The 26329-nt window shown below is 51.3% G+C and carries 23 protein-coding genes and 5 pseudogenes; 14 read left to right on the forward strand and 14 right to left on the reverse strand.

The window, feature by feature from the left end; translation table 11 throughout:
- Positions 1–5: 5 nt before the first annotated feature.
- Positions 6–1313, reverse strand: a complete 1308-nt coding sequence (locus JVX88_RS32050) for a hydantoinase B/oxoprolinase family protein (protein ID WP_317134518.1) — start codon at positions 1311–1313, stop codon at positions 6–8.
- Between the two features lie 526 nt (positions 1314–1839).
- Here JVX88_RS32050 and JVX88_RS32055 point away from each other — a divergent pair.
- Positions 1840–2373, forward strand: a complete 534-nt coding sequence (locus JVX88_RS32055) for an Hsp20/alpha crystallin family protein (protein WP_211622451.1) — start codon at positions 1840–1842, stop codon at positions 2371–2373.
- 208 nt (positions 2374–2581) lie between these two features.
- Here the strand turns inward: JVX88_RS32055 and JVX88_RS32060 are convergent, their stop codons facing one another.
- Both JVX88_RS32060 and JVX88_RS32065 read right to left on the reverse strand, forming a co-directional pair.
- Positions 2582–2893, reverse strand: coding sequence for a hypothetical protein (locus JVX88_RS32060; RefSeq protein WP_211622453.1), 312 nt, complete (start codon positions 2891–2893; stop codon positions 2582–2584).
- A 30-nt stretch (positions 2894–2923) separates the two neighbouring features.
- Positions 2924–3886 (reverse strand): FAD-dependent oxidoreductase, encoded by a 963-nt coding sequence (locus JVX88_RS32065; RefSeq protein ID WP_211622455.1) that lies wholly within the window; start codon positions 3884–3886, stop codon positions 2924–2926.
- Between the two features lie 359 nt (positions 3887–4245).
- On the opposite strand from JVX88_RS32065, the gene JVX88_RS32070 reads away from it, so the two are divergent.
- Positions 4246–5379 carry an ATP-binding protein gene (locus JVX88_RS32070; protein ID WP_263975659.1) on the forward strand — a complete coding sequence of 378 codons (1134 nt, stop codon included), beginning with the start codon at positions 4246–4248 and terminating at the stop codon, positions 5377–5379.
- Here the strand turns inward: JVX88_RS32070 and JVX88_RS32075 are convergent.
- A pseudogene (locus JVX88_RS32075) lies at positions 5372–5653 on the reverse strand (hypothetical protein); the annotation flags it as partial. The gene JVX88_RS32070 and the pseudogene JVX88_RS32075 sit on opposite strands and share 8 nt — an antisense overlap.
- 717 nt (positions 5654–6370) lie before the next feature.
- Between JVX88_RS32075 and JVX88_RS32080 the strand changes: the two are divergent.
- On the forward strand, positions 6371–6700 hold the full coding sequence (locus tag JVX88_RS32080) for a hypothetical protein (RefSeq protein ID WP_317134519.1): 330 nt from the start codon (positions 6371–6373) through the stop codon (positions 6698–6700).
- Positions 6701–6739: 39 nt separating this feature from the next.
- Here the strand turns inward: JVX88_RS32080 and JVX88_RS32085 are convergent, their stop codons facing one another.
- From JVX88_RS32085 to JVX88_RS32095, 3 genes are all read right to left on the reverse strand, one after another.
- Complete coding sequence (locus JVX88_RS32085; protein WP_211622457.1) at positions 6740–7867, reverse strand: acyltransferase family protein; 1128 nt, start codon at positions 7865–7867, stop codon at positions 6740–6742.
- Positions 7868–7949: 82 nt separating this feature from the next.
- Complete coding sequence (locus JVX88_RS32090; protein ID WP_211622459.1) at positions 7950–8615, reverse strand: carbohydrate ABC transporter permease; 666 nt, start codon at positions 8613–8615, stop codon at positions 7950–7952.
- A 3-nt stretch (positions 8616–8618) separates the two neighbouring features.
- The gene (locus tag JVX88_RS32095; protein WP_211622461.1) at positions 8619–9311 is read right to left on the reverse strand and encodes a carbohydrate ABC transporter permease; all 693 of its coding nucleotides are present in this window, start codon (positions 9309–9311) and stop codon (positions 8619–8621) included.
- On the opposite strand from JVX88_RS32095, the pseudogene JVX88_RS32100 reads away from it, so the two are divergent.
- The 4 genes and pseudogenes from JVX88_RS32100 to JVX88_RS39685 all read left to right on the forward strand — a co-directional run.
- Positions 9298–9687 (forward strand): annotated as a pseudogene (locus JVX88_RS32100) (ATP-dependent Clp protease ATP-binding subunit ClpX); the annotation flags it as partial. The gene JVX88_RS32095 and the pseudogene JVX88_RS32100 overlap by 14 nt on opposite strands.
- A 15-nt stretch (positions 9688–9702) precedes the next feature.
- Positions 9703–10587, forward strand: a complete 885-nt coding sequence (locus tag JVX88_RS32105; protein WP_211622463.1) for an alpha/beta fold hydrolase — start codon at positions 9703–9705, stop codon at positions 10585–10587.
- Positions 10588–10634: 47 nt separating this feature from the next.
- A complete protein-coding gene (locus tag JVX88_RS32110; RefSeq protein ID WP_211622465.1) occupies positions 10635–11975 on the forward strand; it encodes a DNA methyltransferase in 1341 nt (446 codons plus the stop codon).
- A gap of 473 nt (positions 11976–12448) precedes the next feature.
- Positions 12449–13279: an AAA family ATPase gene (locus JVX88_RS39685; protein ID WP_225931245.1), complete on the forward strand. Its 831-nt coding sequence runs from the start codon at positions 12449–12451 to the stop codon at positions 13277–13279.
- A 289-nt stretch (positions 13280–13568) separates the two neighbouring features.
- Here the strand turns inward: JVX88_RS39685 and JVX88_RS43475 are convergent.
- Both JVX88_RS43475 and JVX88_RS32120 read right to left on the reverse strand, forming a co-directional pair.
- Positions 13569–13871 (reverse strand): annotated as a pseudogene (locus JVX88_RS43475) (response regulator); the annotation flags it as partial.
- A 91-nt stretch (positions 13872–13962) separates the two neighbouring features.
- Positions 13963–14595, reverse strand: a complete 633-nt coding sequence (locus tag JVX88_RS32120) for a response regulator (RefSeq protein ID WP_225931796.1) — start codon at positions 14593–14595, stop codon at positions 13963–13965.
- Between the two features lie 378 nt (positions 14596–14973).
- On the opposite strand from JVX88_RS32120, the gene JVX88_RS32125 reads away from it, so the two are divergent.
- The 4 genes and pseudogenes from JVX88_RS32125 to JVX88_RS44615 form a co-directional block, all read left to right on the forward strand.
- Positions 14974–16023, forward strand: a complete 1050-nt coding sequence (locus JVX88_RS32125; RefSeq protein WP_211622471.1) for an ADP-ribosylglycohydrolase family protein — start codon at positions 14974–14976, stop codon at positions 16021–16023.
- Positions 16024–16769: 746 nt separating this feature from the next.
- Positions 16770–17501: a pyridoxine 5'-phosphate synthase gene (locus tag JVX88_RS39695; RefSeq protein WP_225931246.1), complete on the forward strand. Its 732-nt coding sequence runs from the start codon at positions 16770–16772 to the stop codon at positions 17499–17501.
- Positions 17502–17626: 125 nt separating this feature from the next.
- Positions 17627–18196, forward strand: coding sequence for an anthranilate synthase component II (locus JVX88_RS32135; protein ID WP_211628983.1), 570 nt, complete (start codon positions 17627–17629; stop codon positions 18194–18196).
- A 50-nt stretch (positions 18197–18246) separates the two neighbouring features.
- Positions 18247–18501 (forward strand): annotated as a pseudogene (locus JVX88_RS44615) (tetraacyldisaccharide 4'-kinase); the annotation flags it as partial.
- Here the strand turns inward: JVX88_RS44615 and JVX88_RS41350 are convergent.
- Together JVX88_RS41350 and JVX88_RS32145 are read right to left on the reverse strand one after the other, a co-directional pair.
- On the reverse strand, positions 18383–19414 hold the full coding sequence (locus JVX88_RS41350) for a chemotaxis protein CheB (RefSeq protein ID WP_211622473.1): 1032 nt from the start codon (positions 19412–19414) through the stop codon (positions 18383–18385). The pseudogene JVX88_RS44615 and the gene JVX88_RS41350 overlap by 119 nt on opposite strands.
- Entirely contained in the window at positions 19407–19808 is a 402-nt protein-coding gene (locus JVX88_RS32145; RefSeq protein WP_225931248.1) for an ATP-binding protein, read from the reverse strand. Before JVX88_RS32145 ends, JVX88_RS41350 begins: the two co-directional genes overlap by 8 nt.
- 67 nt (positions 19809–19875) lie before the next feature.
- Between JVX88_RS32145 and JVX88_RS32150 the strand changes: the two are divergent.
- Together JVX88_RS32150 and psbH are read left to right on the forward strand one after the other, a co-directional pair.
- Positions 19876–20262 (forward strand): annotated as a pseudogene (locus JVX88_RS32150) (photosystem II chlorophyll-binding protein CP47); the annotation flags it as partial.
- Between the two features lie 194 nt (positions 20263–20456).
- The gene (gene psbH / locus JVX88_RS44620) at positions 20457–20822 is read left to right on the forward strand and encodes a photosystem II reaction center phosphoprotein PsbH (protein WP_211622475.1); all 366 of its coding nucleotides are present in this window, start codon (positions 20457–20459) and stop codon (positions 20820–20822) included.
- 294 nt (positions 20823–21116) lie between these two features.
- Here psbH and JVX88_RS43480 read toward each other — a convergent pair whose 3' ends face one another.
- The 3 genes from JVX88_RS43480 to JVX88_RS32170 form a co-directional block, all read right to left on the reverse strand.
- Positions 21117–23834: a succinate dehydrogenase/fumarate reductase flavoprotein subunit gene (locus JVX88_RS43480; protein WP_317134521.1), complete on the reverse strand. Its 2718-nt coding sequence runs from the start codon at positions 23832–23834 to the stop codon at positions 21117–21119.
- On the reverse strand, positions 23821–23991 hold the full coding sequence (locus JVX88_RS32165) for a hypothetical protein (protein ID WP_263975342.1): 171 nt from the start codon (positions 23989–23991) through the stop codon (positions 23821–23823). Before JVX88_RS32165 ends, JVX88_RS43480 begins: the two co-directional genes overlap by 14 nt.
- 284 nt (positions 23992–24275) lie before the next feature.
- A complete protein-coding gene (locus JVX88_RS32170) occupies positions 24276–25160 on the reverse strand; it encodes a phosphodiester glycosidase family protein (RefSeq protein ID WP_211622477.1) in 885 nt (294 codons plus the stop codon).
- On the opposite strand from JVX88_RS32170, the gene JVX88_RS32175 reads away from it, so the two are divergent.
- Complete coding sequence (locus tag JVX88_RS32175; RefSeq protein WP_263975343.1) at positions 25114–26139, forward strand: TIGR03032 family protein; 1026 nt, start codon at positions 25114–25116, stop codon at positions 26137–26139. The two genes, JVX88_RS32170 and JVX88_RS32175, sit on opposite strands and share 47 nt — an antisense overlap.
- The last annotated feature ends 190 nt before the right edge of the window (positions 26140–26329 follow it).

Below are 26329 nucleotides of genomic sequence, written 5' to 3' on the forward strand. Positions count from 1 at the left end.
ATTGCCTACATTTGTACGGCATCGGTGCCATTGAAGTCTTTTCCAGCCCCCGATCCGCCGCAAATCGTTTCGTAATATTGGTGGCGCTGATTGCCAAACGTGAAGTTATTCATCGTGCCCTGAGCAGCCGCCATCACCCCTAATGCTCCATACAAAGCATTTGCGATTGCCTGCGAGGTTTCCACATTGCCTGCTACCACCGCTGCTGGATAGCGCGGATTTAACATGCACCCGTCTGGAACATGAATCTGCAAGGGTTTGAGGCAACCTGCATTGAGCGGAATGTCATCGTCTACCAGAGTACGAAACACATAGAGCACAACGGCTTTACAGATCGCGAATGGCGCGTTCAGATTGGTCGATTGTTGGGGGGAGGTGCCAGTGAAATCGATTGCAGCTGAGCGGTCGCGGCGATCAATGGTAATCTTGACACAGATCTGGCAGCCGTCATCCATCGCGTAGACAAACTCGCCATCTTGCAAAACATCAATCACGCGCCGCACCGATTCTTCTGCATTGTCTTGAACATACTGCATATAAGCCTGCACCATCTTCAATCCGTAATGTTCGACCATGCGCACTAGCTCATGCACACCGCGTTTATTGGCTGCAATTTGGGCTTGCAGATCGGCAATATTCTGAGCCAGATTGCGAACTGGATAAGGTCCAGAGGTTAACTGCTGTATCAGTTCTGCTTCCCGGAAGTGGCCCTGATCAACCAATTGGAAATTATCGAGCAACACCCCCTCTTGTTCCACCGAAGTGCTGTAAGGTGGCATAGAGCCAGGCGTGATGCCCCCAATATCGGCGTGGTGGCCACGAGAGGCAACGTAGAAGAGGGGCGAGGAAGGTGTGTCTCCTAGATTGATAAATACAGGAGTGATTACAGTGATATCCGGTAGATGAGTGCCGCCATTGTAGGGGTTGTTAGAAACATAGACATCTCCTGGTTTGAGTGCGGCTCCTTTGGCTGTAATCAAACTATGAACACTTTCACTCATAGAGCCGAGATGAACTGGGATATGGGGCGCGTTAGCAACAAGCTGCCCCTGTTGGTCAAAGATGGCGCAGGAGAAATCCAAGCGTTCTTTGATGTTGACAGAGTAGCTGGTATTTTGCAGCGTAACTCCCATCTCTTCGGCAATGGCCCGCACTAAATTATTGAAGATTTCTAGAAATACAGGGTCGGGTTTTGCGACAGCGTGGAGTGAATGGGTAGAAGTCTGCTGGCTCGCTGCCTCTACCTTGCTCTCCTGCCGCAAAATCAGGTAATTGCGATCGGTGAGTTCGGCACTCCATCCGGGTTCAATCACATTGGTGCCCGTCGGTTCAATAATCAGGCAAGCTAAGCGTACAATTGTCGTAAAGAATGAAGCTAAAAACCTCTCGTTTTGAATTGAATCTCCGAATTCAGTTAAGCAAGTTAGATGAGAAAGCAAGCAATTGGCGAATAGAAGGCAAACATCTCGTCCGCGATAAGATCCCTGCGCTTCAGAAGGGTTGAGTTGATTACTATTGATGATTTAATTTTATATTTGTTTAATTATTAGTATTAGCTACTTCTGTTAGTGAGCGGTTGGGAGAACCGCCAAATTGCACGTTCGGAAACCCCTACTTCTAGCCAACCCAGAACTACAGAATCGTTTGCTATTTGTTGGATAGAAAGCTATTGGTTGGATAGAAAGTTGAGCAGCCAACCAGAACAGTCGGCAAGACTGCATCTGAACTCTTGATCACGTTGCTCAATGCACAAGCTCGATGATTGTATCGAAATGGTCCACAAATTCGGTAACTATTGGAGAATCAATTTCAGTAATTTTAGAAAAGGAGGCTAACCCTATGAGAATCATGCGTTGGCAACCTTTTGACCTAACCTGGCAACCCTTTGAACGGATGGAAGCCCTGCGGCGTCAGCTAGATCAGGTGTTTGACGAGTTTACCGGGTCATCCAGTGAGCGAGAAGCGGTTTGGTATCCTGCCATTGAACTAATGGATACGCCTGAAAACATAGTGCTGCGGGCACAGCTACCGGGCATTGATCGTAACCATCTAAATATTCAAGTGACGCGGGATGCGGTTCTAATCGAGGGTGAATATCCTCAACCTCAGCAATCCGAATCGCAGCAGTGGCTCCGTTCTGAGTTTGCCTACGGTAAATTCCGCCGTTTGATCTCGCTACCAGCCACAATTGAAAACGATCGCGTTCATGCCGACTTTCATGATGGAATTCTCAGCCTCACTTTGCCGAAGACTGAGCAAGAACGGCGTCGCGTCGTGAAGGTAAATCTGGGTGAGTTCGCGAATTCGGCTTCCACTGCCACTTTAGAAGCAGCTAGTGAACCTGTGCCAAACGGCGGCAATCACGGCAGCTAGTTCAATTCAGCTAATTTCTAGTTCATTTACAGCCTTTTCCAGGCTAGTGAAGTACAAAAATTGGGGTGTGGGGGCACAGCCCCTACGCAGGGGCACAGCCCCCACACCCCCTATACCTTACGTGGGTGAACAACGCTGTATCGCTAGTTCATTGATCGGTAAAGGCTCTTCCGCAATGGGGAGCCTTCTCCAAAATTAATCTTCGGAATTATATCCAAAAGCAAAACATTGCTGAGCCAGCTCGCTCAAAGAGGTGAGGTAATATGGAAGGCAATATGGAACAAGAGACTACTCTAAGAACGGCCGTTACCCAAGTCCATTCCGGCGATGCCTCATCAAGAATTCCAAGCTGCCAACCGACCGCGAGCAGGAGCAACGACACGACCGCGCTTCCTAGAAATACCGATAGATCGATGTTTCGGGAAAACAGCCATGTAAATGAACCTTCGAGACGCTGAGACGCAGAGCTATCTGATACTTCGTGTTTGCCAGTATTGGAAATATTCTCTGCTGCCCGCATTGTTTTCTCGGGATATTTGGGTGTCTTCGGTCAAACCGCTTCCGCGGCGCGCAGTCCATGGTAGAACGCCTCTTCGAAAAGTGCGATACCGCTGAGGTCTGTGTGGGCGAAATGGATATTTCTATACGGTTCTAGTGCCTTGCGGCGATCATCGCCCCAAATGAAACCCGGAGTCGGTGAGATCATCGCGTGGCCCCAACGCATTATGTCGATGCGTTCCGTAAGTTCGTAAATTTCCGGATGAGCTCGTGCGATATCGGTCAGGCAAACGTCGGCAAGCTCGCGCCAATCGTAGTTCAGCAGTTTGGTGCGTCCATCGGTTTCGTGGCACATCGGATAATAATAAGTCCAAACTGTTGCACCGTGATCGATGCCTTTTTGGTGTGTTGCATTCACATAACCGAGGCTAGGGCTTTCATAAATGACATTGTCCCAGGCGAGCGGAAAATCGCGAGAAAATCGCGGTTTCGGCCTGTCCTTCATATGGAGGTTTGCAACAAACCACGAGTTGCTGTGAAATGCCGGTGCGTTGAATGGCGGCCGCTCGGAAAACCCGCGTATGACAAACGGAGCCGTAAAAATCGGCGACGCGTATATCACTTTCTTTGTTTTAAATCCTAGAAACTTGCCTTCTACCAGACAGATCAAGTCAGCACCGGCATCGGTGGGAACTATCGAAACCACGGCGTGGGAAGTTTTAATGTGTTCGCGCACCGCTTCTGCCATGTGCCGTACAAAACGGCCATTGCCTTCGGAGAAAGTGATGAATGGCTGCGATTCGTCGCCGCTTTTGCGTACGCGCGAACAAAAATAGAACAGCCCGGCCCACGCTGATGTCTGATCGAGTTTCAATCCGTAATCATCGCGGCAGGCATAATCGCAATACCAGAACAGCCTTTCCGACGTAAAGCCTTTTTCCCGCAGCCAATCGCCAAAGGATATCTTGTCGAGAGCGGTGACCTCAGCATCATCAGACCCAAGCGCCGATGGCACAATGAACGCACGTCGCCCGCGAGCGTCACGCCAATTGACCCAATGGTTGATATGGCGTTCAAATTCGGCCAGCTCACGCTTGTCATTCTCGCTTTCGCCGACATGCAGATGAGCTGCCCTTCAAGTCTCAAGATGCAGAGCAGCCTGAGCGCCTGCTGGCGACGGAAAGTAAGAGTGTGCTCGTGCGGGCAACCGCTAACCATATGATTCAGCAGTTTGGCAACTTCAAGCAGATCAAAGCCCCGACTCAGCTTGACTTTCAGCTCAATGGTCAGCAGCAGCTCGTTCAAGTGACGCCTTTTTCAGATGGTCGCGGCATTGATTGGTTGATCATGATTGTCGTGCCCGAATCTGATTTCATGGGGCAGATCAACGCTAACACCCAGACTACGATTTTGCTCTGTTTGGGTGCGCTGGCTGTTGCCACGATCGTTGGAATTTACACCTCGCGTTGGATTACTCGTCCGATTCGCCGCTTGAGTCAGGCCACCGAGTCAATTGCGGCTGGTAATTTGGATCAGCAGGTGGAAGGGTTTCGGATCAACGAACTGGATGGATTAGCTCATGCCTTTAACCGGATGGCGCAACAGTTGCGGGATTCGTTTACAGCCCTGCAACAATCCAACGAAGTCTTGGAATCGCGAGTTGAAGAACGCACGGCTGAGTTGAAACAAGCCAAAGAGGCCGCCGATAGGGCCAACAAAGCCAAAAGTGAGTTTCTGGCTAATATGAGCCATGAGCTACGCACGCCCTTAAACGGAATTTTGGGCTATGCGCAAATTCTGCAGCGCACAAAGAACCTACCAGAAGTGGCTCGCAAGGGAGCCAACGTGATGCACCAGTGTGGCGCTCACCTGCTGATGCTAATTAACGACGTTCTGGATCTGGCCAAAATCGAAGCTCGAAAAATGGAGCTGAATCCCACCGAGTTTCATTTGCCCGCTTTCCTAAACGGCGTCGTTGAGATCTGCCGCATCCGAGCCGAGCAAAAGCGGCTTTGCTTTGATTACCAGTTTGATTCTCAGCTTCCAATTGGGATTCGGGCCGATGAGAAGCGCTTGCGTCAGGTCTTGCTAAATTTGATCGGCAATGCGATTAAGTTCACCGATCAAGGCAGCGTCCGGTTTGTGGTCAAGGCTCAGCCCATCGAAACCTCTACTGCGACCGCACAACCCATGTACCGATTGCGGTTTCAAATCGAAGATACAGGGGTTGGCATGACACCAGACCAGTTGGGGAAGATCTTTTTACCATTTGAGCAGGTTGGAGCTGCCCAACGCCAAACCGAAGGGACCGGACTGGGGTTAGCGATCAGCCAGAATATCGTTGCCTTGATGAACAGTACGCTAGAAGTGCAGAGTCAACCCAATCAGGGCAGTACCTTTTGGTTCGATGTTGAGATGCCGATGGTGCAGAGTTGGGCTGATGCAGCCAGATCAGCGCATCGGCACAGGGAGGCGTTCGGCCATAGTGGCTGCAAGGCTCTAGATTGACATAAACGGTTGCCCCTTGAGCCTGTTCACCGGCGGCTCTCAACGCAAATACTTCCGCATGGGGCTGACCCGCCTTGGGGTGAAATCCCTCTCCGACGATCTGGCCGTTTTTTACAATCACTGCTCCCACCAGAGGATTGGGGGCCGTTTGGCCGCTGGCCTGTTGGGCCAGCTCTAAGCAGCGCCGCATCATTTGACTATCCGTCGTATAGCTATCCTCCATGCCGGGGGAAGCCGCTGAAAAAGGCTCAAAATCAGAAGCAGATGGCATCATGGCAGAACTTCACAATCTTCTCAGCAAACGTTTACGCTTTTTTTCAAATCTTTGTTCGATAGTACTGAAATCGGAAATTCGTCAACTTTTGACTAGTCCCCCTTGGCAGAAAGGCCAATTCACGCTATCAATAGCAGTCACATACTGTGAAGAAACTGGCTGAGGTCAATGATGCCTGAGAATTGTGCCTAAGGAGTATGTGCTCGTAGATCTGTACCTATTCTGTGCTTATACAGCGTTTTTCACTCATGTGAGGTATGGGGGGTGGGGGGCTTTGTCCCTACACCGGGGCAGTGCCCCTGCACTCCGTTTTTCGTACTTCACGAGCCTGAAAAAGGCTGTAAATATTAAGTCCAAACTTTAGGTCCAAACTTTAGGACTAGAAGATATAAACCAGGGAGTGGGCTGTGTGCTCAGAAGTGAGCCTTTGATGCTCCAATATCCACCGATCGCTCGGTTACACAGATTCAAAAAATCGATTAGAAATTGATATGGCAAGTATCCAAGCATTCGTTAGAATTTATCCCAATGCAGTCAACCCCAAGGTCCGTCCGAAGGTTATGACCCATTGTTCTAGAAACACTAGTTCGTTTGTAATTGACCCATAAACGGGTGTAGTGCCATTTAGCAAATCTATTTGTCCGGTTAGCTTAGAATCTGGTCAGGTTTTGCCTCATTTGTCTCGTTTCGACTTGTGTTTGACGTAAGGCTTATCGAATGACTGCTGTGCCCGCCCCTCGACAGCCACAACCTCCTGACTTCACTGGTGGACCCCAGAATCCGCCAGACATCACACCTGTGTTTGCACTTAAGGAGTTGGTGTCTCGGCTGCATCGGGAGCAAAACAAAATTCAAGACTTGCTCAGCTCGTTGGGATTTGCACTGCGAAGCTTCAAAAATCTTAACCAGTTTCTAGAATTAACGCCGTTGATTGCTAGTCGGGTGACCGATGCAGATGGAGGGGCACTGGTGCTGTTTAAGCCCAACGGTCAGATTCTCATGAAACCCTTTCCTAGTACCCCCTTGCAAGCTTTTGTCCTGTACTGAGGAATATTTATTGTAAAACATCCAGGAGTTAACGCTAGTTCAAAGGCCAAATAGCAGTCTTGAGAGTTTTCTTCTCTTCATTAGCAGGATTGTTGCCAACCAACTGACACCAACACTGAAAAAGGCAAAAAACAATTGAGTGGACACGGAAACGTTATAGACGAGATCAGGGAACATCTCACTCGCCGGCAGTCTAATCACTTGAATTAGAAACTGATGCATTAAATAAATACCGAAAGAGCAAATTCCTAAACTCTTCACAATAGAAGTGACGGCAGTAGAACAATGGAGGCAAAAAGATAGATGAATAGAGAATAAAAGTAATGGAATAGACTTAGCAATATCGTAAAATGGTGGTCTATGATCAGTATAGATTGCTGAATTTAAATCAATTCCCAGAAAGCCAAAGTAACTGATACCTAAAAAGACAGCTAAAGAAATAAGAAGTGATCCTGTATCCGACCTTAAGTGATTTTTTGCTAAGAGATGATTGAGAATCATGGCTGCAAAAATATAAGGTAAGCATTTAATCAACCAAGCTAACAGTACTAGTGATACACGAATAAAAGGATTTTCATTACCATTTGGAAAAACCGTATCCAAGAGAGAATCAAAGGCAATATATGGACCAAGAAGAAATGAGTTATCAGTTAAAAAAACAATATTATCGACAAGTAAACTAATCAAAAACAGTAGAACTATTTGAAAAAAATTCACTTTCTTTATAATTAACTTCTCGATTACTGTTAAGAATAAAACACCTGTGAATAGCATGGGGATAAAGTACAAATGAATACCTGCATTTCCCAAAAATATGATTGAGATAGGATCGCTGAGTCTTGCAATGTTGACAGGCTCCTGCAATAGAAGCAACTTTATTAACCTCGCAATAATATAGAATAAACTCCAAAAAACGTAGGGAATGATTAACCGTTGAAATTTACTTTTTAATAACGGGGACTTGCCGGTTTTATAAATCCTATCTATTGATAAGTAGAATGAGGAGATCAAAAAGAACGGAACCGCAAATCCACAGAAACGCTGTACCTGAGTAGCCCAGAAACCAACTGTTGTTGCAGTTGTGACATCTCCAGAATGCAGAATGGCAACAGCAAAAGCAGCAATTCCACTAATTAAATCAATTCCAATTAATCTTGGTTTTTCCATGAAACTTAAACAGAAATACAATGATTTGATTAACTTAATCAGGAGAGTAGTTAGCAGTGAATTCAGCGACTACTTGTTTTCTTTAAGCAAAATTTTTCGTAATACTAATGCCGGTCGTGACGAGGGCCGGAGTGGTGAGGGGCAGCAAGATCCGCACCAGCATCTGGCAGGTATTGTAGCCATCTACTTTGGCCGAATCTTCCAGGTCGCGGGGCAACTGCTGAAAGAAACTGCGCATCACCAGAATCGTCAACGGAATATTAATTGCCGTGTAGGGGATGATCAGCGCCAGATAGTTATTTGCCAGCCCAGTGGCTCGGACAATTTCCAGTAGACCAATGAACAGCAGAATGTAGGGGAACAGCGTTACGATCAGCACCAGCGCTAGAACAAACCGTTCACCCGGCACTCGCAGTCGTGCTAAAGCATAGGCCGCCGGAGTGCCCAAGGCTAAACAAAGCAGCGTAGACGTGGCTGCCACAAAAAAGCTGTTTAGCATGTAGTTGAGAAACGGACGCCGGTTGAAGATTTCGATATAGTGTTGCAGTGTAAACTGGCGGGGAAAGTAAACGTTAGGAATTGCGGCAATATCAGCGTTTACTTTAATTGACGTTAATACCTGCCACAGAATTGGCGCTAGGCTGAACACCACAACGAATATCACACCAATCGTCAGCAATACTTTGCGCAGCGAGAAGGCGCGATCGGTTTTGGCCGCAGGATAGGCAGACGGATGGGTCGTGGTCATGGGTTATCCTCTCAGGGCAGTACGAGTTTTCGACAGCAAAACGGCAGCCAAAGCAACCACCAAAATCAGCACCAGGAAGGTAATCACTACCAGCGCTGCGCCATAGCCGAAATCCAGATAGCGCATGATTGTGGCATAGACATAAATAGAGACGGTTTCCGTTGCACCTGCTGGACCACCGCCTGTCATTACCGCAATCAAATCGAAAATCCCGAAGGCTTGAGCAAACCGGAATAGCGAAGCAATCAGGATCTGTGGCATTAGCAGCGGCAGGGTAATTTGCCGGAAACTCTGCCAGGCCGATGCGCCATCAATGGCATGAGCCTCGTACAGATCTTCGGGAATCGACTGCAACCCAGCCAGCAGCAAAATGCTGATAAACGGCGTGGTTTTCCAGACATCAGCGGCAATCACCGACATCATCGCTAAAGTCGGTTCGCCCAACCAGTTAATGCCCTGACCTTCGGGAATAATGTTCAACCGCATCAAAATATCATTCCACACACCAAACTCCGCGTTGAAAATCCAGGCCCAGGTAGTAGCAATCAACGCCGTGGGTAACGCCCAGGGAATAATCGCAATCGTCCGTACCGTGCTGCGCCCCCGAAACGCCTGATTTAGCACTAGCGCAATTGCCATGCCCAGAATCAACTCTAGAATCAGCGAGCTAATGGTGAAGACCGTGAAATTTTGCATGATTCCAGAGTTTATTGGTCGGGTACCCGTGATTGCCGTAGTTGATCCGCTGGACGAAGATGCACTCACTGCGATCTTGACCGAGCCGAAGAATGCGCTGGTGAAGCAATACCAAAAGCTAATGCGGATGGACAATGTCCAGCTCGAGTTTAAACAAGATGCAGTGCGGGCCATTGCCAAGGAAGCTTACCGTCGCAAAACTGGAGCCAGAGCCTTGCGCAGTATTGTTGAGGAGCTAATGCTTGATGTAATGTACGAGCTGCCCTCCCGCAAAGATGTGACTCGCTGTGCCATTACGCGAGAAATGGTTGAGAAGCGTTCCACTGCAGAGCTATTAGTTCACCCTTCTTCTCTACCTAAGCCTGAGTCCGCTTAAACCTAACCCACTCCAATGCCTTTCGTTTCGATTCGTGGTGTTGACCACTATTACGAGTGGATCAGTACTGCCCCAAATGCCTCCACCGCAGCGCCTAATAGGGGCAAACCAGTGATGGTGTTTGTGCATGGTTGGGCTGGATCAACCCGTTATTGGCAGAGTACGGCTCAGGCACTATCTGACCAGTTTGATTGTTTACTTTACGATTTGCGTGGCTTTGGGCAATCTCGTTTACCGCGACCGATTCCAGCCGATCTACTGGAGCTGGGCTACGAATTGGAAACCTATGCTGATGATTTAGCTTTGCTGCTTGACCAGCTTGGTCTCGATCGGGTTTATCTTAACGCTCATTCAACTGGCTCCTCGATTGCCGCTTTGTTTCTCAATCGTTATTCAGAGCGCGTCCAGCGGGCTATTCTTACCTGTCATGGCGTGTTTGATTACAATCCCATCACCTTCAAAGCGTTTCACCGAGCAGGTAGCTATGTCGTAGCGTTTCGGCCCTTGTGGTTAAAGCAGATTCCAGGGATTGATCGGATGTTTATGTCGCGGTTTTTGCACCGCCCAATTCCAGCTGAAGCTCGACAAGCATTTCTAGAAGACTTTCTCAACGCCGATTACGAGGCAGCTTTGGGTACGATCTACACCGCAGTCAGCGAAAAGGCTGCGCTTGAAATGCCGCTGGAGTACGAGCGTCTGACTGTACCAACGCTGCTGATCTCAGGCCAATATGACAAGATTATTCCGGTTAAGTTAGGTCGCAAAGCGGCGGCCCTCAGTCCCCGAGTCGAGCATGTGGTCATTCCTAAAACAGCTCACTTCCCGATGCTGGAAGATGCCGAAACCTATCTGAGTCTGGTGCGACAGTTTTTGCAGGTGCCGCAGCAAGTTAGCAGCTAACCGGCCAATTACAGCCTTTTTCAGGCTAGTGAAGTACCTTTGGCCCCGTGGCAAAGAAGGGTTCCGCGTCCGGTTCGAAGCGATCGGCCCGCGCTGCGGCGGGTGGGGGCGAGGCTGCGCCGCCGACGCCGCCCAAGCCGGGTCGACCCTCGGCGCTGGTCGACACGCGGGTGATCTACTGCGGCGACAACCTGGAACAACTCAAGAAGTTGCCCGACGGGTGCGTGGACCTGATCTACATCGATCCGCCGTTCAACTCCAACCGCAACTACGAGGTGTTCTGGGGCGAGACCAAGGAGAAGCGGTCGTTCGAGGACCGGCACGCCAGCACGCAGGCGTACATCGACTACATGCGGCCTCGGTGCGTGGAGCTGGCGCGGGTGCTCAAGAAGACGGGGAGCTTCTACTACCACTGCGATTGGCACGCGAGCCACTACGTGAAGGTGATGCTGGATCAGATCTTTGGGGAGAATAACTTCCAGAACGAGATCATCTGGAAGCGCACGTTCGCGCACAGCAGCGCGAAGCGCTACGGCCCAGTCCACGACAGCATCTTCTACTACGTCGCGAGCCCGTCCTACATCTGGAACAAGGTCATGCAGCCCTATGATGCCGAGTACCTTGACGTGTTCTTCGACCAGAAGGACGAGAACGGTCGGCGCTGGATGCGCATGGACTTGACGGGAGACGGCGTTCGCCGCGGCGAGAGCGGAAAGCCTTGGCGAGGGATCGACGTCACCGCCAAGGGCCGACACTGGGCGATCCCCGGCGAGGCCGCTGAGATGTACAACCTGATCGGCCGCACGGTGCAGGAGAAGCTGGACGAGCTCGACCGGTGGGGAGCGATTCATTGGCCTGAGAAAGAGGGCGGCGTTCCGCGGTACAAGCGGTACGCGGACCGCGCGCCCGGTGTGCCTCTTCAGACCATCTGGACAGACATTCGTCCGATTCACAATCTCTCAAAGGAGCGCCTTGGTTACCCCACCCAAAAGCCTCTTGCTCTGCTCGAGCGCATCATCAAGACCAGCAGCAACCCCAACGACATCGTCCTCGACGCCTTCTGCGGGTGTGGGACGGCGCTGGTGGCGGCTCAGAACCTGGGGCGGCAGTGGATCGGGATCGACATCTCTCCCACGGCGTGCCGGGTGATGGCCAAGCGGCTCAAGGACGTGTGCGGGATGCGGGAGAGCGAGCCGGGGCATCGCAAGGGGGACGCGGGGTCGTTCGTGGTGCGCGACCTGCCTTGGACGATCGCGAAGCTCAAGGAGATCCCGCCGTTCGAGTTCGAGAACTGGGCGGTGATCGCGCTGGGTGGGGTGCCCAACAAGGTGCAGGTGGGGGACATGGGGATCGATGGGCGTCCAGTGATACGTTTCCTTCACTGCTAATTCCGTGTATCGTTAGCGGCTTCTGACCTTTCCCTGACTTTCTTACAGCAGTTTGCAACTGGCTTTTGCCTTCTCGTGATGTCAGTGAGGACGAATCATTGGCTAGATAATCCAGAACGCAGTCCTACAGATTGGTCAGCAAACGCTCACAGCACATGCTATCGGCTGCCCCTACTGAACTATCGGCTAACTAACTAGCTTTGATCTACCTCTTGCCTCCTGTCCTCTGATTTCTGGCTCCGCTTAATATTCCTCCCAATATAAAGTCAGCTTAAAGTCAGTTAAAAAGTCAGGTTTGGCGGGAAGCTCTCAATTTCGGCTGAAGAGATGAAATAGAGGAGTGTTACTGATTCCGGAATATGTAAATTTTCTGTGTGTCTACGTCTATAGGTCCTGATTTTAGTGTTTAGGTTTGTAGGAAATCCCCCTTTCCGCAGCACATTTACCTCCATACGGCTGGAGTCCGTCACTTAATGAAAGAAATAAATATCGAAACCGCCCTGGCGCTAGTCCGAGAGATTCGGGGACAGAGTCGCCTCAGCGATGTGCAAGAAGCCGTTTTTCGCGGCGTGTGGAATCATGCTTCGTATCAGGAAATCATCGATGCGGCAGCCGAACACGGTTACTACTATAGCTTGGGCCATTTGAAGAATACTGGCTCTGAGCTATGGCAGGCGCTATCGGAAGCGTTGGGTGAACGAGTCACGAAAACCAATTTAAGAGAGGCGCTGACTCGTTATCAACAGCAGCATCACAATACTACTCAGCAGGATTGGGGTGAAGCTGTTGCTCCGACTAGCTTTTACGGTCGAATCGAGGAATTAGCAACCCTGCGACAATGGTTGGACCACTGCCGTGTGATTAGCATTCTGGGGATGGGCGGAATGGGTAAAACCTCCTTGGCAGTTCGATTGGCGGAAACCGTGCTGGAATCCTCTAGCGGAGAAGCTTCTGGCCATTCCCCAGCTCGTTTTTCGACGTTCTTCTGGCGCTCGTTGATCAATGCTCCACCGCTAGAGGAAATCTTGAAAGATATGATCCAGTGTATTTCTAACCAGCAGGAGATCAATATCTCGACTACGTTAGAAGGAAAGCTGGCTCAAATATTGCACTACCTGCGGCAAAATCGCTGTCTGCTGGTGCTGGACAACCTGGAATCGGTGTTGCAGAGCGGTAGTTCTGCCGGAGCCTATCGTCCGGGCTATGAAGACTATGGCCTGCTGATTCAAAAGATTGGTGAAGCCGAACATGCAAGCTGTCTGATTTTGACCAGCCGCGAAAAGCCGCGAGAGGTGGCCCAATGAAGTTAACCGGATTGTTAATTTCGTGAGCAACGCCAGTGACTAATTCGCCTAAGACCGATAGCTTTTCCTGCTGTACTAGCCGCACTTGCGCCATCTCTAGGGCTGCCGTGCGTTCTTGCACTCGCTCTTCTAGGGCTTGAGTCAATTGCTGTAGGGCGGTGTTGCTGGCTTCTAGTAGCGCACTTTTTTCTTCCAGCATTTTGGTGAGGTGACGCAACTGTAAATGTACCTGCACCCGTGCCACCACTTCTTGTGCCTCGAAGGGCTTGATGATGTAATCTACGGCTCCTAACGACAACCCTTTCACCTTACTGTCAAGGTCGGCTAGGGCGGTGGTAAAAATTACCGGAATAGATTGAGTGGCAGCATTGGCCTTGAGCTGTTGGCAAACCTCAAACCCGTTCATTCCGGGCATTTCTACATCAAGCAGAATCAAATCCGGCGGCTCATAGTGCGCTTTGGCGATGGCGCTTTCACCATCAATGGCCACTCGCACCTGCCAGCCAGCATGTTTCAAGGTCTGGCTCAGAGTCGCAAGGTTGGTTGGGTTATCGTCTACGGCTAGAATCAGGCTGGACGGGGAAATGGACATAGTTGGCTAAACAATGCTGGCTAAACAATGCTGGCTAAACAATGGGATGAAATAATCAGGTTCCTGCAACGGGGCTGCGCTTGGGGCAGGTTTATGGCTGAAGGCTGAATTGCTGAATAAATGCCTCCAACTGTTTGAGTTCAAAGGCTTCGGCGTAGCTGATTAACGTTTGAGCAAAGGCAGCACAGTTGGGGTGGGACTGTTGCAGGGCAGTGGCGATCTCGATTACACCATCCAAATCACCTTTCTTGAGACAGTCGATGAGTTGGGCAACCACGTCCGGCGGCGGAGCAACAATGTTAGTAATGTCAGCAATGTTAGTAATGTCAGCAATGTTAGTAATGTCAGCAATGTTAGTAATGTCAGTTGGCGGAAATGGGCGGGATGTCGGTTGGGCTAGCCCAGCAGCCGGCTGATTATAGCGCCATTGGAGGTTGAGGCAGCGCTGTAGTAGGGATAGGAGACAATCCGCCTGAACTGGTTTGGCTAAAAACTCGTTGGCACCGGCATCGAGACTCTGGTGCTGATCGGCTTCAAACACGCTGGCCGAAGAGGCGATGATGATCATATCTTTGGTTGCGGGCTGCTGGCGCAACTGTTGAATCATGCCAAACCCGTCCAGTCCGGGCATTAACAAGTCAGTAATGATCAGATGAGGCTGCCAGCTAGTCGCAATTTCCAACCCTTCCTGACCGTTGCTGGCCTCAGCTAGCTCAAACCCAATTGCGGCAACGAGTCAGATAGCGGTTCACGGCCCTAAATCCTTTCAACATGACATGGACGATATGGACGATAGCGATAATAGCCAAAGATAGCTGCTAAAACGGTCATTGGCTGTGCCGGTAGCTAATACCTATCTGAAAACTCGTCAGAGTTTTTGAATTTCAAAACCCCTTCAAGATTTTCGGATAGACTCTAAAGGCACGCTACACGGACAAAACTTGACGAGGCAGGTGACAAATCCTCAACTTTTCCCCAACTTTAAGGAGTTTGCGTAGTTGGATTTGGCCCCAGTAGTCGCGATTTTAACCGCCAGCTTTTCCAACAACTCTCCAGAGACTTTACTACAAGACGGGTTCAAACCTAAGCATCTTCATCTTCTATGCGCGATTCTCTTTTAAGTCGATTTCGAGCTGCGTTTTGGGGAGCTTGGCTCGGTGAAACCATCGGGGCGCAGAGGTGGAAGCAGCCAGTTCTACAGCCAATTTGGGGTGAGGCTTTCACCCAGGCAGAAACGAACCAGCCACCCACTACGAGCAATCAGGATAGAAAGTTGACTGGAACAGGGCTACTGATTGCTCAAACCAAACGATTGCTAGCCGAGCCCCATCTACCAGCAGAGCTAGACCTAGCATGGCTTGATGCACAGCCGAGGACTCCCATTGAGTGGGTGATGGCGACCTTGCCACTGGCGTTGCTCTACCACGACCAGCCTGCTGTTCTGCAGACCACTCTCCAAACCGCTCTCCGCATAACTCCAGAAACCGCTTCACAACAGCTCGAAGCTCCACTAGATGGAACGGCTGAACCGCTTAATCAGGCGGCAATAGCTATGGCCATTACAGGACAGACCATTTCGCTGCTATTGCGGGAGCGATTTGTGCCTCAGGAGTTGATTTTGCAGGTGATGCAAGATTTAGAGTTACCGTCTGATGCAGCGCTGAGCCAGCAGTTAGGGCAAGCGTTGATGCAGGTTCAAGCTTGGCTGGACCGACCAACATCCCTGGCAACGGTTTCCGACTGGATCAGGTCCGTCGCTGCTGAGTCAAACCTGCGTGATGTTTTGCCGATTGTCTTGGCACTTTACAGCATCTTGAGCACTCCTGATAGCTGGCGGCTGTCTTTGGCCCGTCTGGTTCAGTTGTCCTACCCAACCCCATCGGCGAAAGTTGGCTCCTGCACTCTGGCTGGAGCGCTCTCCGGACTGTATAACGGGCTGAGTGGGCTACCGCTGGTCGAGCGGGGTGAATTGCTGGCAACTGGAAACAGCGTTGCAAAAGCTGACCTGTTGCAATTAGCCGATCACCTGCTGGCTCGGTGGTCAGGCGGGCGCTTTTGCCGCGAAAGTCGAGTCGTGCTAACGGGTAGGCCGCCAGCGAACAAAACAGCAGATTCAACCCCACGGTCAGAAGGGCAACTAGCGTACTGTTGAACAAATAGCGCCCAAACGGATTGGTCTGCCAAACTTTGACAAAATTTTCCAGGGTCGGCTGAGCCGGAATGAACTGGGGCGGGAACTGAAAAATATCCTCCGTTGGGGCCTTAAAAGCAGTACTCACCAACCACAGCAGCGGCAGCAGCATCACAAAGGCAATTGCGCTTAGGAGCAAGTAGGTACCCAACCGATTCAGGAAGGGTTTCAGGAAGGTTCCAGGTTTGAGGGAAAAATCTGGCATAGGTGAAGGGGGGAGTCAGGAGTCAGGAGTCACAGCTCGATGATACTTGCTTGATCCACCATTGCCGCTAATTCTTCAGACTCGTAGCGGCCCTCAAAGGCTTCTAATCCTACTCGTTCTAGAGCCAAATTAGGCATCCTGGAGAGTTTCCTGTAGCTCTTCCTCGCTCAGGTAGGTACCAGCAGACTCAGGGCGTTGATTAATTCGCTGCATCTGCTTCACGGAATCGCAAATCGAAAGCTGCTATGAACGAGTGGTGCGATTTTCGGCCTTTTGTTTAATCAAATAATTAATAATCTATGGTACTTGAGAAACTCAAATCGCTGATCTTAATTGAGCGATTCTCTAGAGAAACTCAGTCCAAATCTTCTCATTCAAAAATCTTTACAGTTTTGTGAGATCATCAATCAGGAGAGCGCCGCGTTCTCTCAAAATCGCACTGAAGCAAGCGTCTGATTATCGCTGGATTGTTACGATTGAACCAAGTAAGGAGGGGAAAGTCATGGTAGAGCGTCCAATCAAGAAATCCGAACGACAGCAGAAAGCTGAAACCAACGCGGCAGAGGGCAAGCCTGAATCTCAATCATCTGATAGCCAACGCGGGCCTCGGAATCGCGACAGGGACGGGAGCAGAGACGGTGGTCGAGACAATCGAGAAGGAGGTCGCAATCGCGATCGGGACGGCAAACGAGGCAAGGGCAAAGGTAAGGGCAAAGGAGAACGGTTTGAAGCCGAAAAGCCACCTGTTAATTTAGCGCTAATGCGTGGCCCTAAGCCGTCTCAAGTTAAACTGTCGGTCGAAGAGCCTCCTGTAGAAGCACCACCTGCCGAGTCGATTGAGTCTGGCGAGACTGCGGATACCGCTGTAGCGGCTGGAGACAGAGACAATCAGGCCGTGGATATGGAAGCAGCCATTAGCACCGAAGCAGACACGCCTGTACAGGAGACTACTACTCCTGCGGATGCGGTTGTTGTCTCTTCCCGCGCCGCACACGGCGAAGGCGCCCAGAAAGCTGCTGCTGAAGTTTCACGCATCGCCACCGCCGCAGTTCATGCCAAGTCGCTCGGTCTAATTGTCGCCGCGGGCCACGGCCTCACCTACCGCAACGTCGCCGCACTCGCCGCCATTCCAGAGATAACCGAATTCAACATTGGCCACAATATCATCAGCCGCTCCGTCTTCGTCGGCCTCGCCCAAGCCGTCCGCGAGATGATCGCGGCGATCAAGGATTGAAATATCAACTTGCTGCCGGCAGGCTCTCCTGCGAGTATTATGATCTGTAAATACAATGACTTCGTTTTTGATGTGTTCTCATACTTATACTCCCGATCTTACAAAATGCCCGTATAATGCAGATTATGCTTTTGGTGGTCGATAATTACGATTCCTTCACCTACAACCTAGTTCAGTATCTAGGTGAACTCGGGGCAGAGATGAAGGTTATCCGAAATGACGAGGTGACGATCGAGGAGGTCGAAACTCAGATCAGGCCCGAGAGGATTTTGATCTCTCCCGGACCGGGAACCCCAAATGATGCGGGCATCTCTCTTGGAGTTATTGAGCGATTCGCAGGACGCGTGCCAATTCTCGGCGTTTGCCTCGGACATCAGGCGATAGGACAATTTTTTGGCGGAAAGGTAGTTCGCGGCCCGGAACCTGTTCACGGAAAGCCAGTTCAGATCTTACACGATTCCAAAGCGATCTTTGGTGATATTCCGAACAATTTCGCCGCGGGACGTTATCATTCGTTAGTGGTCGATCGTGAAACGCTGCCGGAGTGCCTTGAGATCTCTGCTGAATCCCCGGACGGACTTATTATGGGTTTGCGCCACAGGAATTTCACTATCGAGGGCGTTCAGTTCCATCCGGAATCGATCCTAACGGAACACGGCCATAAATTGCTTGCTAATTTTCTTTCATTGCATTGACGCTACTCCGCAAAGTCTTGCTGCCTTTTAGTATGGTCTATGGCCTTGTCATGGAGGTGCGCAACCAGCTTTACGATCGAGGAATATTAAGTTCACATCACCTTGGTGCATACACGATAAGTGTCGGAAACATAACGACCGGCGGGACAGGGAAAACACCACTTGTTGGACTCATTGCAAGTGAGCTTATGAACCGCGGCGAGAAGATATGCATTTTGACACGCGGCTACGGCAGGAATGAGCCGGAGAAACGTATTCTCGTCTCAAATGGTGAAAATATTCTTGTCGATGCGAAGACAGGCGGCGATGAACCGGTTGAACTAGCCAAGAAACTGCGTGGAAAAGCAGTAATAATCGCCGATCGTGGTAGCGGATGATATTATTCTCCCGCAGTTCCCAAAGTACACCTCCGCAGTCGGGGCAAGTGAAGGTAGAGGCCGTACCCGGACGTTTCCCCTGCTCCAGAATCGCCTTATCTTGGGCGACCATTTCATCTTCTCGTTCCATGCCGTTTGTCACTGCTGGTTCCTCCTCGGTCCGGTTTTGAGCCGTATGCTGGTTTCCATGATTCTGAAATGGCTGACTCGGTGTCCAACTAACGGCAAGCTGCCCCAAAAGCTGCGCAATCGCCTCGATTTTGAGCACATAGTCGATTGGAACAGACTCAATCGCGGTGCGGGGCATGCTGTCAAATAAAGCTTCTTCTGGGTCTTGCACAATCGTGATTCCGCCTGCTGCATGAATAATCCGCAGTCCAGCGGTGCCATCGTCGAGTGCACCCGATAGAATCACGCCCACGGTTTGCGACCCATAGGCGCGAGCAGCAGAACGGAACAGTGTATCGATCGCAGGGCGATGGCCGTTTTCGCGAGGGCCACGGCTTAACCGCATGTAGCCACGCCGTACAAGCAGATGGTGATTCGGTCGAGCTACATAGATTGTTCCGCGCTGAATTGCTTCTTGATCTTGGGCGTGCTGGGCAGGCAACGGCCCTGCCCGGCTAAGAATTTTGGGCAACAAGCTGATGCTGTGGGGCGGAAAGTGAACCACAATGAACAGAGCGGCTGCCAAATCAGCAGGTAGGTGCCGCACCAGTTGGGACAATGCTTCGACTCCTCCCGCAGATGCGCCGATCACAATCAGGGGATACTCCAACCCATCGGCTACCAATCGCTCGCCGTTTGGTGTAGATAGCGGTATGGAGGAGGTTTTACTCATGAACCGAAGCTGAGACAACCCAGCGCGGCAGGTCGATGCGGAACGTGGTGCCCTGACCGAGTTCACTTTCGACGGCAATGTCGCCCTGCATCAGCTTCACCAGCGCATAGACAATAGCCAGTCCTAAGCCGGTGCCGCCCTGCTTGCGAGTGGTGGTTTGGTTGACCTGCCAAAACTCGCGGAAGATATGGGTCTGATCCTCAGGGGCGATGCCGATGCCCGTATCCTGTACCGTCACTCTGACCCGTTCTAGCGGCAATTCGCTTACCTCGACCGTGATGCCGCCAGTATCGGTAAATTTGATGGCGTTGGAGAGCAAATTGATCATCACCTGCCGCAGCCGGGTGGGATCATTGGTGATGGACAAATGGGACTCAGTGGATTTTACTGTCAAACTGAGTGCTTTTTGACTCGCCAATGGCCGGAGTTCTTCGACCGTCTGCGTGACGAATTCGACCAAGTCAAACGAGCAAACTGGAGTCACTGTTAGCTTCTTTGGCGGTGCTCTGGATGGACAAACCTTTACTGATCCAACGGTAGTCAAAAAATACGCTCGCGCAGCGCAACTGGGCGAACCCTTCCAGTTTGACCAAACCGTTTATAACTCGGATGGTGTGTTCCGCACCAGCAATCGCGGTTGGTTTGCCTTCTTCCATGTTTGCTTTGCGATTGTTTGGTTCTTTGGGCATCTCTGGCACGGCTGTCGCACCCTCTTCCGCGATGTATTTGCCGGAGTTGATCCAGACCTTGATGATGAACAAGTGGAATTTGGTGTCTTCCAGAAAGTAGGCGATGCCACAACCCGCAAGCAACCCGCATTGCAACCATCGGTTCAAATAACCCAGTGAAGAATGAGGCAGGTAGAGAATGGGATTGTTTCCTGTTCTCTACTTCTTGCTTTTCTACTCCTCGCCTTTCTCTCAGGAGTTCTCCCATCTTAACCTGTTGATCTATCAATCTCTAACCATCACATCTACCCATCTACCCATCTACCCCTAACACTAACACTAACACTGTTCACTATCTTCACTCATTCACTCCTATGCCAATCAGCAAATTTCAACCCAAACGTATTGCCCCCATCCAGTATCTACTTCGTCAATTAAATTCAGATGCCGGTTTAGTTGTTCCTGGTTGGGGAACCGCACCGTTAATGGCTGCGTTGATTCTGCTGTTCTTTTTCTTTCTTTTACTGATTCTACAAATCTTCAACGAAACAATTCTACTAGATGCTGTTAAACCCGACTGGGCTGCTCTAGCGACCGTACCAGTTGAACCTCCACCCCCGGCCAATCAGAACTATGTTTCGACTGCCATTGGGGTATTTCTCGGTTTGCTAGCATTTACAGTGGCCTGTATTGCCTTTATTGCCTATGGTGCGCGAACCTATCCGACTGATAAAGCCTAGTGTTTGATTGTTAGTTCTGTTTGCCAGTTCCTAATTGACAGGTTTAGGGAAGAGTTGTAATGTTGCCAGTTATCGGTAGGGGCGGGGTTTGCCTTGCATTTGGGGCAAAGCGACTCACGAGTCTGCTAAGCTCGCCCTTACAAGCAGAATGGTTAGAATCCATTTGAAAAGCCCCCAACATCCCGCTTCGCGCAGCGTGCCTGCAGGATATATTCTGATGTATTCTGGGGAACTTTCCCGAAGCGCCGCTGTTCAAAGTCCTCCACGGTGGGGGATTATAGCCCTGCAGGCAGTCTAGAAAAGGAGGCGGATCCAGACGACAAGATCCTTTTCAAACAGCTTCTTACGGATCTCCCCATCTTGTAAGTAAACCACAGTGCGGAACGAACCTAGTAATAACCCGGTATCAGTGCTACTTGCTGCCCGCTGGCTCAAGTCCGAGATGGTTTTGATCGCGTTCAAGAAGCTACCAATTCTGCCACCCGCCGCTCCGGCCATATCCATGATGGTGGATTTGCCATCTCCGTCAACATCGGGGAATAGATAGCCAACCCCAATCGATTTGAGGTCATAGGACAGCAGGTTGATCACCGGACGCATTGGCGAGATGACGCGGTCAATTGCTCGTAGCGTCGGCAGGACGACGTTGTTAGCGACTGAACCAAGGGACAGTTCGGTGTTGGTGAAGGCAAAGGTTGTGGTGGGAGTACTAGCCAACTGAGCATTGGTGAACGTGAGATTGGGAATGTCGCCGCGCAGGGTAGTGTTGATGCCCGGAATAGCAGCACTGCCCATATCGGTATTGATTCTCAGACCCAGATTGGGATCGCTGGTGAGCGACACATTGGTGAGCTGAGTGTTGTTGAAATTGCGCTGTAGCTCAGTCGTAGTCAGACGCTCACCATCGTTAGTTCCAGGGCTGTCAATGTCTCTCAGGCGAGTCGAGAAGGTCGCTTCGGCTTTGGTGCGGTTATTGGCGTCGTCGTTGAGCCGAACCTTGTACAACCCCATGCGGCCAGATGCCGTGAACCCATTACCTAAGCCAACATCTAATTTGGAGTTGAGGCTGGTGCGATTAGTGTCGATAAAGAAGCCGTGATCCTTGTGGGAGCCAAACACTAATTTCAAATTGGTATTCAAGCTGCCCTGAGGGCTGCCACCCGTAACCGCGACTCGGCTCAATCCCAATCCCGGCATAGCCAGATCGCTCGCGAGCCGATTCACCTGCTGCTGCTGCGTCAGCGTAACTTCAAAGGTGCTCTCGTTGGAGTTGGCATTGCCGACAATTTGTACATCCGGAAACAGCGACTTCAGCCGTGTATTCAGCAGGGACTGCATGCCCTCATAGGTCAGGTTGTTCGCACTGCGAATCGCGGGTATCAGGCTATCGCGAATGCTGTGGAGGAAGCTAGGAATCGCGCCAGTGAGTCTGCCCACAATCGGCAGATTGGCTTGCAGCAACTGATTGTTGAATACCTCTTGCAGTTTGTTGAGTGTATTTTGCAAACCATCCGCTGCGGCAGAGGCAACATACTGAACAAACGATTCCGAGACATCTTGTACCGTGACGGTGAGCGGTTTCTCGAAGGAAAGCCCGTTTTGGTCGGTGGTGCGGACCCGAATATTGTAGGAAGATTTGGCTTCGTAATCGGGAGATGCATTGATGCGGAGTTGATTACCCACAATCGAGAAGGCGGCGATCAGGGCTTGCACCTGCTGTTTCGCCTGATTGAGATACTGCTGCTCGTTGATTTCCGGAAACTTGCGATTCTGCACATAGCGGGCAATTGTGGCTCCGGTGCGGCGTCCGTATACCACGCATTCCAGCAGCGAATTACTGCCGAGGCGATTGGCTCCATGCACCGAAACACAGGCCGTTTCCCCAGCGGCAAAAAAGCCTTCCACCAGACCCTCTGGACTGCTGCGCACCTGCCCGTCGGTATTCACCGGAATGCCACCCATTGAATAATGCACGGTGGGACGAACCGGAATCGGCTCATGCACCGCATCCACCCCCGCCAAGCGATGGGATTCCTCCCAGGCGAAGGGAATCCGGCTCATAATTTTCTCTTGTCCCAGATGGCGCACATCCAGATAGACAAACGGTCCGCCCGCACTGCCATCTGGGTGAATGCCGCGTCCAGCTCGGATTTCTCGCGCAATTGCTCTAGAGGTGATGTCCCGTGGTGCCAACTCCATCCGGCTTGGGGCATAGCGTTCCATAAACCGCTCGCCTTCGCTGTTGATTAGATAGGCCCCTTCGCCCCGCACCGCTTCTGAGATCAGCACCCCGGCCGGATACAACCCTGTGGGGTGAAACTGCACAAATTCCATGTCTTCTAGAGGCAGGCCCGCTGCTGCCGTCATTGCCAGTCCATCGCCGGTCGAGGCAAAGTCGTTGGAGGGGGTATTGTAGACTCGCCCATAGCCGCCGGTGGCAAACATGATCGCCTTGGCTCGCACTACCTGCATTTCGCCATCCCGAATACGGAACATCACCAGTCCTCTGGCTTGGCCGTCTTCCAGAATCAGCCGCATCACATACCATTCGTCGTAGATCTGCACGCCGTAGCGCCGCAGGTTATTCACCAGTTCGTGCAGAATCGCGTGTCCGGTTTTGTCGGCCGCGTAGCAGGTGCGCTTGTGGGAATGGCCGCCAAAGGCACGTTGAGCAATCCGGCCATCGGGTAAGCGGGAAAACAGCACGCCCATATGCTCTAGGTCGATCACCACATCCGGAGCTTCTTTGGTGAGAATTTCTACCGCGTCCTGATCGGCCAGATAATCTGAGCCTTTCACCGTATCAAATGCATGTGCCTCCCAGGAATCTTCCGCATCCACGTTTTTCAGCGTTGCCGCCATGCCGCCCTGGGCTGCTACCGAGTGGGACCGAATTGGGTGGGTTTTGGCAACAACTGCCACACTCAGGCGCGGATCCATACGGGCAATCTCCACCGCTGCTCGCGTACCGGCCAAGCCACCGCCCACAATTACAACATCATGCTGAATCATGATTCTCAATCCGCTTGATCTTGTAGCCCTGCCCTTCTTCCAGAATCGTGAAAGACCCCCAAGGGCGTAATTCGGTTGCCGCGATCCCTTTCGGCACAATGGAATTGCTCAGCGTGAGAGCGGCAGCGGGTTGAGCTTTTTCTTTAGGTTGAGCCACGTTTATTTCTCCTTGGACAATTGCAAGACCGATGTGTAAACCAATGGTGAGATGCTTGGTTGGGCAATGATGCGGTTAAAATCTTCGCAATTACAGGGACACGAAAACCGAAGATAACCATATCAAAATGTTCCCGGTTTCCGCACCGTTTCCGTCAGTGCTTTACCGGATTTACATGCATTCTTCATTCAGGTAAGGCGCTGTTCAACCTAGCTTTATTTTGCTGCACTTCTCAAGCAATCACCTGACTCAAACGGCTCAACCTAGAAAATCATCAACTAACTTTAGGAATTGGGCTGAATGAATACGCCGATGCCGTTGTGGACGGGTGCTGCCGTAGCGGCCGAGCGGTTGAGGAGTTGACCACCCAGATACAGTGTGGTTGAGCTGCCGCCATCTAGGTTGAGGGCATTGACAAAACCCATGCGCTGGGCGATCTGAGCGATCTCAGCGAGGGTAGGACCGGCACCACTCACGCGGTTATGGACCGTTAATAGCGCTAGGGTGCCTCCAGCCGTCATGGCAATCATGCTGCGGGGCGCAGCTTCCTGGATAAAAGCAGTTGAGAAGCGTTCGGATTGGGGATTCAAAACAACGCGGCGGTTTTGCAGCAACAGGGGACCTGCTCCTAAAACCTGGGCATAGCGGCTAAATTCGTCGGGTTGGGTCAGACCTGTGAGCTGAAGAGTCGTACCTACAGCCAGCGTATTCAGCACACTGTTATCGGCTCGCACCACCAAAAGATAGCCATCCGACGGAATTGGCACGGTGGTTTGGCCAGCTTTGGGGATGCGCTTTTGATCGACAACGCGGTCTTGGCGTACCGTAATCACCACTTCGTCATCCAAAATCGTTTTGTAGCTGCGGCCCCAGTCGGAAGTGTAGCGAGCTACGCCTGCTCCCACATAGCCGCTGTTGGTAGACTGCATCACCAGTCGCTGGCCGCCAGAAGTCATCAAAGTTTCCTGCAGGCTCAGGTGGCCCACCGTCGCTTCGCCGGTGTCATTCCAGCCAATCGCGCCCCGGTTCAAAATTGGCCCAGAAATCCAGCGGCTCTCACTGCGAATCGCACCCAGGGGCAGTTGATTGTTGCGGTTAAAGAAGCCAGCATTGATGGCGGCGATGCCCTCCAGCCGCTGGATCGTTGCCGAGAGGGGAGCCGTACCCACCTATCAAAGTTCGCGGTTGCTGTTGCTTGGCGCTAGCCCGACGGGAAAGATTTCTGGATTTGAACGCATGTTTGAGCGAGCAATGGGGCTATTTACCACAACCGAACGGCTCTACCTCAGCTCAAAGTATCAGATCTGGCAGCTTGATAATGTGTTGCAGCCTGGTCAGGACTACAACGGCTACGATAAGCTCTATGTTCCACGGGTGGGCTATACCACGGGCGATCTGGATATTCATGATCTAGTGATTGACCAGCAGGGGCGGCTGGTGTTTGTCAGCAGTTTGTTGAACTGTTTGGCAACGGTCAGTCCGCGGCATAGCTGCACCCCTCTGTGGAAGCCGCCGTTTATTTCCAAACTCGTCAATGAGGATCGCTGTCATCTGAATGGATTGGCATTAGAGGCTGGTCAGCCTAGATATGTGACGGCATGTAGTCGCTCGGATGTGATTGACGGCTGGCGTGATCGGCGACGAGAGGGCGGCTGTGTGATTGATCTGCACTCCGAGGAAATTATGGCTGAGGGCCTGTCAATGCCCCATTCCCCCCGCTGCTATCAAGATCAGCTCTGGCTGTTAAATTCCGGCCAAGGCGAGTTTGGCTATCTGGATCGGGCCAGCGGACGGTTTGAAGCCGTGACCTTTTGCCCCGGCTATCTGCGGGGGTTGGCCTTCTGGCAGCAGTACGCAATTGTTGGCCTCTCGAAGCCACGCGGTGACGATAAGACTTTTGCCGGATTAGCCCTCGATGAAATGCTGATGGCCAAGCAGGCCGATCCTTTTTGTGGCGTGATGGTAATCGATCTCCAATCGGGAACGGTGGTGCACTGGTTGCGCCTAGAAGGGGTTGTGACAGAACTCTATGATGTGCAAATTTTGCCAAAGGTACAGCGACCGATGGCGCTGGGCTTCCAAACCGACGAGATTGCCAGACTGCTGACGCTGGATCCAATGGAACCGCTGTTTGGGGAGACTGTTTAATGTTGAGTGATTAGATTTGCTTAAGCTTGGTCAAGGCAGGAAAAAGTTGGACTAGACTATATCGATCACGCTACAGGTAGAGGCAAAGCCGCTAAAATTGCTTGGTTGATACTGCCAGTAGTGGCTATGTCAACCCATTCTCCTAATCCTTTTTCCTGCTATGGTCTTTGCACGTGATCGCGCCTCGTCT

This window comes from Leptolyngbya sp. 7M, assembly GCF_018128485.1.